A 6,517-nucleotide genomic window follows, 5' to 3' on the forward strand; every position below is an offset into this window, starting at 1 on the left:
TCAAGAATTGCAACTGTCATGACTTCGTTCCCGTTTCTTCGTTGAAGGGAAATCGCCGTTGGGTCGGGAGGGCAGACAGCACAGAGGTGAGACTGTTAGCCAGGCTCCTATCAAGTCATGTCGCCCCGATCAAGCGGCATTAGCGGCTCTGGTACGGCGGACAGATCCACTCAAAGACAACCTCGAAAGGAGTCAGTGTAATTTTGAGTCACCCCGCACCAGAGCCATATCCAGTATCTCTGTGTAATTCCCGGGGTTTGATCGTTGGATTAACAACGTAAAGAGCCACCGTGCGATGGTCAGTGAGTACCGATCAAAGAACTCACAGAAAGACACATCACACGATGGCTTTAGACCAGTCTGCCCTGCTTGCGCTCCTCGCGGAGCTCAAACTCACCAACGTCACCGATCGAATCCGAACGGTGACCGAAACGCTCTACCAAGAACTCATCGACGCCGAGGCCACCGCGCACATCGGCGCCGGCCGTTTTGAACGCTCCGATGACCGCACCAACCAGCGCAACGGGACCCGCCCGCGCGTGTTGACGACGACGGCCGGGGACCTGAATCTCAAGATCCCCAAGCTGCGGCAGGGGTCGTTCTTCCCCGCCCTGCTCGAACGGCGCCGACGTGTTGACGTGTTGACCAAGCCCTGTTCGCCGTCGTTATGGAGGCTTACCTCCACGGCGTCTCGACGCGCAAAGTCGACGACCTGGTCAAAGCACTCGGCGCCGACACGGGTATCTCCAAGTCCGAAGTATCCCGGATTTGCGCTGATCTCGACAGGGAAGTCGCCACGTTCCGTGGCCGTGACCTCGGCGTTACCGGCTACCCCTACGTGTACCTCGACGCCACGTATTGCAAGGCCCGCGTCAACCACCGCGTCATCTCCCAGGCGATGGTCGTCGCCATCGGCGTGGCCGCCGACGGCCGCCGCGAGGTCCTCGGCTTCGACGTCGGCGACAGCGAGAACGAGCCCTTTTGGACCGAGTTCCTGCGGTCCTTGAAAGCCCGCGGGCTCGACGGTGTCAAGCTCGTCATCTCCGACGCTCACACCGGTCTGAAGAAGGCCATCAGCACCGTTTTCCAGGGCGCCGCGTGGCAACGCTGCCGAGTGCATTTCATGAGAAATGTTCTCTCCATCGTCCCGCGCGCCAGCCAGGATATGGTCGCCGCGGTCATCCGCACCATCTTCGCCCAGCCCGACGCGAAGCACATCCAGGCCCAGTTCGACGAGGTCACCCGGATGCTCGAGCGCACGCACCCGAAGGTCGCCAAGATGCTGCACGACGCGCGGGCCGACATCCTCGCGTTCTGCGGTTTCCCTCCCAAACACTGGCGACAGATCTGGTCGACAAATCCGATCGAACGATTGAACAAAGAGATCAAGCGTCGGACCGATGTTGTCGGTGTGTTCCCCAACCCCGCGGCCCTGCTCCGCCTCGCAGGAGCCGTCCTCGTCGAGCAACACGACGAGTGGGAAGCTGGCGCCCGCCGCTACCTCTCCGAGGACTCCATGCGCCAGCTGGAGGCCTTCAACACGGCCCTCACCAACCCTGACGCCGCCGCACTGACGGGGGTGATTCCCATTCCCGAGCTCATTGCTGCATAATCAAATCAGCTGACCCGCACGGTGACGATGAATTACACCACCCGGCGGGACGTGACCGACTCTTAGGACTCTTAGCCCTCGTGTGGCGATCAATGCGGCCGGAATGAGAAGGAGGAAGTTGAGTTGCATGGCGGGAATGAGGCCAATCATTCCTTGGAGGATCCCAGAGCCGATGTAGAGCAGGCCGGCCAGACCGCTGCCGATTCCGATGACTACCCCGGCAGCGGCCGTCGGAGCGTTCGGGTTCAGCGTCTGCGCAGCCACGATGAGCAGCGGTTGACTCGCATACAACATGAACCCGGCAACCGCTCCAGCGATCAACGTGCCGCCTCCCGCCGGGAGTAGGAGAACGACCAAGAACGCAGCGGTGGCAGCAAGCAACGAGGCGACCGTCGTGGTGATGCCACCGATGCGTGGTGCCATCACACCGCCCGCCACTGCGCCCAGCGCCGCTGCGATGGAAAAGGCGGCAAGCGTCCAGCCAAGAAGAGGGGCATTCGTTTCGATGCGGTGTTCGTTGACCAGCCAGAGTGGAACGGCGCTGGTATAGGTGAGAAACGCCAGGTTGATCAAGGTTGATGCGAGGGTGAGGAAGATCGTTTGCCGGTTGAATGCGGACTTGACGAGTCGGAGCCGGGTGCGCCGAATGGCATGAGGTACGAAATCGGGCAGCAGCAGGTAAACCAACATGGCGAGTATGAGACCGGGAACCATCAGCCAAGGGGTTACCTGAATGCCGAATTGCGATATCAGATAGAGAATCAGAACCGGGCCGATGGCGAAGCCGACCATTCCTCCTGCGGTGAACAGTCCCACGGCCAGGCTCGGATTCTTCGCCGCCGCGCCGCCGACGATGCTTGTCGAGATCGGGTGCAATGCGGCGGAACCGAGCCCGCCAAGCAGAAGTAGAAGGATGAGTACGAGCACTGTCGGGGCCACCCCGATAAGGCTCAAAGTGATGGCGGCGAGGGCGACACCGATTGCGGCGATCTGGCGCAGCCCGACACGGTCAGCGACGGATCCCAATACCGGCTGGGGCGCCGACGAGCTGATGCTGAACACCGCGACCAACACCGCGAGGAGGATCGGGCTTGCCGAGAACTTCACTTCCAGTGTGGGCAGCAATGCTCCGAGAACCGCTGTGAGAGCATCGTTGGCCGCGTGTGTCAGTGCCAGGAGCATGGCAATCCACATGCTACTGATAGAGCCGGGACGGGTAATCACATGAGGCATAACGGTACTTCTTTCACTGACGCGGCGGCTGGGACCGTGAGGAAACCGGTCGGGGCTCGACGCTCAGCGCATGCCAACCCCGTCCATCTCGGTGGGGGACACCTGCCAGGAACGATCGGTGCCAGAGACCGTCGGGAACTAGGAAACCTGGTTGCGAGATCGCTGTTCGGTCGACTCTGCGTGCTACGCCCTTGATTGCCGGATCCGTCATGCATCTCTGCCTGACAGACCCGGCACGAGCGCCGTTGGCGATTTCCTACTCAGCGGGCGTTACAACCCGGCTGTTGCGGCGAGCTGCTGCCACAGCGTCCGACGGAATCACGAGGGTCGGGCGGGTGGCATGGTGAAGCACGCTCGCCGAGGTGCTCCCCAGCAAAGTCGCTTTGAATCCGCGCAGGCCGCGGGAACCGAGGACGATCAGATCGACGTTCAGTTCCTCGGCGGTGTCCACGATGGCCTCGGAGGCGGTGGCCATGGTGGAGGAGATGAGAGGCTCGGCGATCAGGCCGAGGTCGCGGGCCAGCTGCGCGCCGTCGGCCGCGATCTGTTCCGATACGTCGAGCGCTGCCGCGTCGAGACCCTGCAGCTTCTCCAGTGCCGGATGGCCTTCCAAGTGCGCTGCGAAGCCTTCCAGTGGTTGGCGGGCATAGAACAGCACCGCGGTCGCGCCCGGAAAGAGGCCTGCGACGGTGTGCATTGCACTTTGCGCGTTGGGTGACCCGTCGTAGGCGATGAGTAGTTTCGGAGTGGACATGGGTGTTTCCTTCCTAGTGATTAATGGTTGGGGTAGTTGTTAGACCGAGATTGATTCGTCGGATGCCCTAACGGATGCCCGGGGCTTCGTCATCGCGATTGCGGTGATGATTGCTCCGAGTAGAGCGAGGATTGCTGCGCCGATGAAGGCCGCAGAGTACCCCTGAGTTAGCTCTACCTTGGAGGCGTCGGTGCCGGCGATGCCGTAGACGATTGCCGTGAGGACGGCGAGGCCGAGCGCGGATCCGATCTGATAGCTGGTGCTGACGAGTCCTGAGGCGACACCGGTCTCGGCGGGCGGTGCAGCGTTGATGGCGGTACCGAGGGAGGGGACGAACGCGAGTGACATTCCGAGGGCAGCCAGGAGCGATGCGGGCAGAACATCGACCGCATAGTTGCCGTCGGGGCGAACGAAGGCGAGCCATACCATTCCTCCTGCCAGCAAGAGGAGGCCGCTGACGATCAGCGATTTCGCGCCGAATCTCTCCTGCAACCGAGGTGCCAACGCGATCATGACGATAACGACGAGACCGGTCATCGGGAGAAGTGCGGCGCCGGCGGCGAAGGCGCTCGCGCCGAGCACCTGCTGCAGATACAGGTTCAGGAAGAACCACATCGATACCCAGGCCGCACCCAACATCAGCTGAGCACTGTTAGCAGCACCGAGCAGGGGTGCGCGAAGCAGGCTGAGGCGTAGCAGCGGGTTGCGGCTTTGCGCCTGGATAATGAAGAAGATCACGAGCAGGACGATGCCTGCGGCCAGCACGCTGAGGGTTGACCACGTGAGCCAACCGACTTCCGGGGCATTCACTACGGCGTAGACAACTGCGGCGAGCCCGACTGTCACGGTGAGGGCCCCGCCGATGTCGATCGACCCCGATGCCTTTCGGACAGTTCGGGGAAGTGCTGTTGCTGCGAACGCGAGGACGAAGACCGCGATCGGAATAGTGACGTAGAACACCCACGGCCAGCTCGCATACTCGGTCAGTACTCCGCCGAGGAAGACGCCAGCCGTGCCGCCGATTGGCGCCGCTGCGCCGTAGACGGCAAAGGCCTTGGGGAGATCGGAGGTGCCGCCAAAGAGCATCATCAGCAGGGTCAGCGCCGCTGGCGCGATCATTGCGGAACCGGCACCTTGAATGGCGCGGCTAGCGATCTCGAGCCCGACGTTGCTGGCGGTTCCCGCCATCACCGATCCCGCGATCAGGACGAGCCAGCCGAGCACGAATATTTTGCGGGCGCCGAATGCATCAGAAAGGCGACCTCCTAGAAGGAGGAGGCCACCGAAGGCAACCACGTAGGCATTGAACACCCATGACAGGGACTCTGGCGTGAAGCCGAGATCTCGCTGAATATCGGGCAGAGCAACACCGATGATCGAGGTGTCCATGATGACGACGAACTGCGCTGTGGCGATCAGCACGAGGCCGAGCCACCGCTTTGCTGGTGATATGGGTGGGTGGGTAGACATGGGTTTTCCTCCTGAGAAGCTGTGCCGGCGTACCCGGTCGGGGTGTAGTCTATACCCGTAGGGGGTAGGGGAAGCGATTGGCGCTCTCCGGTAACTGCAACAAGTTTGAAAGCGATCCCACGCTGCGAAGGAGACAAGCGCATGAGCGAATCCGTCAGCCTCCCTGCACTCGGAGAGAGTGTCACGGAGGGCACAGTTACCCGCTGGCTGAAGAATGTTGGCGACCGGGTCGAGGTCGACGAGCTGCTGCTGGACCCGGTACCTCATGGCGGTCAAGGAGCGCCTCGAGGAGGGCGCGTTCGAGCCGGACCTCGGCATTTAGTCGAAAGTCTCGTGCAGTCGCCAATCGGCCGCGCCCAGATCGCGAGGAGCAAGGCCGGTCCTTGTTCGACCGTCGCGAGGGCAATCTCACACACGCCGCAGTTCAGCACCTCGTCTGTGACTGTTCGAGGTGGGTGATGCGTGCGGGGGATGACTATCGGTATTTGCTGAACACGGTTGTCATTGGTGATGCGAATCGTGATCTGTCGAGTTTGTTCACGAGGTGCTAAGCGGAGAAAAGGACGCCGCTCGGCATAGCGCTCGGCGGTGAGAGTTATCAGCGTACCTGTTGCGTGTGACGGTGTTGATCAGAGTTATAACCGTGGTCCAGGACTATCGGTATTTGCTGAACTCCGTTGTGGCAGGCGACGGCGTCCGGGATGCAGCGTCACCGTTTTCACGGTATTTCCTTGAATTTGGGACACCGCCAGGCACCTGGACCGGATCAGGCCTGGAAGGACTGCCCGGCAGCGTTCAGGTGGCAGTGAGGTGGATGAGACGCAGTTGCGCCGTTTCATGGGTTTCGGACAGGACCCGAACACTGGCGAACAACTCGAACGCCTCTACCCGAAGTTCACGACCACGGCCGAGCGTGTCGAGCGGCGTTTCACATGCATCCCGGTGAATCTGACTCCAGAAGAAGCCGCGGCGCAGTCAGCGTTGGTTGAGGTGGAAGAGACGGCAAAGTCGACGAGCGCCCCGTTGCGGGATTCGATCTGACGTTCTCCGCCCCGAAGTCGGTGTCTACCTTGTGGGCAGTTACTGATGGCGGGAGCCTGTCAAGTGTTTTGTGTAAGTGTTGGGAATTGGTTAGAGGTGGGGGTTGATTCGGTCGGGGTGAATCATCACGAGCTGGCTGAGGGCTTGCTTCCAATTCGTGGTGATTTGGCCTTCGACGAGGTGGCCTTCGGCGGTGCGTTTGACGCCTCGGGCTCGTCCGCGTTCCTTGGCTCGGTCGCGGGCTCGTTTGTCTTCGATGTTGCAGATGGCCAACCAGAGCATCTTGATCACGGCGTCGTCGTTGGGGAAGTGGCCGCGGTTCTTGGTGACTTTCCGCAGCTGATAGTTCAACGATTCGATGCTGTTAGTGGTGTAAATGACCCGTCTCAGCTCGGGCGGGAACGTCA

Annotated in this window: 6 protein-coding genes and 2 pseudogenes; 4 read left to right on the forward strand and 4 right to left on the reverse strand. The window is 61.4% G+C overall.

All coding sequences use genetic code 11. The features are described from left to right. Positions 1-344 precede the first annotated feature (344 nt). Positions 345-1,612: pseudogene (locus tag BMW72_RS17940) on the forward strand (IS256 family transposase). Here BMW72_RS17940 and BMW72_RS17945 read toward each other — a convergent pair. The 3 genes from BMW72_RS17945 to BMW72_RS17955 all read right to left on the reverse strand — a co-directional run bounded on the left by BMW72_RS17945 (position 1,613) and on the right by BMW72_RS17955 (position 5,069). Further along, a complete protein-coding gene (locus tag BMW72_RS17945) occupies positions 1,613-2,794 on the reverse strand; it encodes an MFS transporter (RefSeq protein ID WP_166787790.1) in 1,182 nt (393 codons plus the stop codon). It lies immediately after the preceding pseudogene. Between the two features lie 307 nt (positions 2,795-3,101). Beyond that, positions 3,102-3,599 (reverse strand): universal stress protein, encoded by a 498-nt coding sequence (locus tag BMW72_RS17950; RefSeq protein ID WP_092113060.1) that lies wholly within the window; start codon positions 3,597-3,599, stop codon positions 3,102-3,104. Positions 3,600-3,638: 39 nt separating this feature from the next. Continuing rightward, a complete protein-coding gene (locus BMW72_RS17955; RefSeq protein ID WP_092113062.1) occupies positions 3,639-5,069 on the reverse strand; it encodes an MFS transporter in 1,431 nt (476 codons plus the stop codon). Positions 5,070-5,210: 141 nt separating this feature from the next. On the opposite strand from BMW72_RS17955, the pseudogene BMW72_RS17960 reads away from it, so the two are divergent. From BMW72_RS17960 to BMW72_RS19430, 3 genes and pseudogenes are all read left to right on the forward strand, one after another. Continuing rightward, a pseudogene (locus BMW72_RS17960) lies at positions 5,211-5,324 on the forward strand (biotin/lipoyl-containing protein); the annotation flags it as partial. Between the two features lie 555 nt (positions 5,325-5,879). Beyond that, on the forward strand, positions 5,880-6,110 hold the full coding sequence (locus tag BMW72_RS19425; protein WP_092341445.1) for a hypothetical protein: 231 nt from the start codon (positions 5,880-5,882) through the stop codon (positions 6,108-6,110). Beyond that, entirely contained in the window at positions 6,107-6,217 is a 111-nt protein-coding gene (locus BMW72_RS19430) for a hypothetical protein (protein ID WP_244151256.1), read from the forward strand. Before BMW72_RS19425 ends, BMW72_RS19430 begins: the two co-directional genes overlap by 4 nt. Here BMW72_RS19430 and BMW72_RS17970 read toward each other — a convergent pair. Continuing rightward, positions 6,201-6,517 (reverse strand): transposase (locus BMW72_RS17970; protein WP_208598229.1); only part of this gene is annotated, 317 nt, incomplete at its 5' end. The genes BMW72_RS19430 and BMW72_RS17970 overlap by 17 nt on opposite strands.

The sequence above is a fragment of the Cryobacterium luteum genome (assembly GCF_900110125.1).
Lineage (GTDB): Bacteria > Actinomycetota > Actinomycetes > Actinomycetales > Microbacteriaceae > Cryobacterium > Cryobacterium luteum.

Excerpts from the sequence above, each read along its gene's own strand:
- BMW72_RS17945 (WP_166787790.1), bottom strand. The coding sequence starts at position 2,794 with ATGCTCCTGGCACTGACACACGCGGCCAACGATGCTCTCACAGCGGTT.
- BMW72_RS17955 (WP_092113062.1), bottom strand. The coding sequence starts at position 5,069 with ATGTCTACCCACCCACCCATATCACCAGCAAAGCGGTGGCTCGGCCTC.
- BMW72_RS17950 (WP_092113060.1), bottom strand. The coding sequence starts at position 3,599 with ATGTCCACTCCGAAACTACTCATCGCCTACGACGGGTCACCCAACGCG.